Origin of the sequence: Emergencia sp. 1XD21-10, from assembly GCF_009936045.1 — a bacterium.
Classification (GTDB): Bacteria; Bacillota; Clostridia; order Peptostreptococcales; family Anaerovoracaceae; genus Senimuribacter; species Senimuribacter intestinalis.
In genome coordinates this window covers 1-675 of sequence record NZ_QWEQ01000092.1, presented here as the reverse complement: position 1 = coordinate 675, position 675 = coordinate 1, and the positions used below count along the sequence as shown (strand labels likewise).

General features: G+C 37.8%; 1 protein-coding gene. It reads right to left on the bottom strand.

The window, feature by feature from the left end; genetic code table 11:
* Nucleotides 1-335, bottom strand: a 335-nt coding sequence (locus D1151_RS16455; protein WP_306770918.1) for an RNA polymerase sigma factor, incomplete at its 3' end; no start/stop codon positions are given.
* Between the last annotated feature and the right edge of the window lie 340 nt (nt 336-675).

The window sequence follows — 675 nt, the reverse complement described above, 5'->3', positions numbered from 1 at the left end:
TCTTCATCGCTGAAGTCTATCTTTGACGCATATTCTTCTGCGCTAATCCTGTCAAGCTCCTGCTCACAGGACTCGTACAAAAGCTCTTTGTCTTCTCGCCTTTTACTTTTCCTTCCGATTCGTCCCGCTTTTCTCATGGCAATTTTATACAACCAAGAATCCATGCTCTCTATGTCCCGCAGCTGATGCAAATGTAAATAAGCCGCAACAAACACTTCCTGCACAACATCATCTCTGTCGCTGTCTGCCACACCAAAGTGATAAGTTAATCCCAGTATCTTGTCATATTTCTCACAAAGTACTGCTCTTCTTTCTGAAAGTTCTTTTTCTGTCAACTCTCCTTCTCGCTTTCTTTTTGTTTTTCGCTAAATAGCGGTTCCTTTAGTGTATCTCTTTTTTACCATTTTGAAAAGGAACTCTCAGGGTACTTTTTGAAATTTCGACAATTTTTTTGCAAAAAAGAAGTTTTATCGATAGAATATAAAAATCCGCACCACTTTAATGTAAATATAAGGCAATAGTGCAAGACAAAATCAAAGAGATTATTTCACATTGAAGTGAAAAAGAATCCAGATTAAATGCCGGGATGCAGTTCAATCTGATTTAATATGATTAATATGTAATAGCCTGTGCTGCAGAGAAACCGGCGCGCCATAATCTCAAGATTTTTTTGGA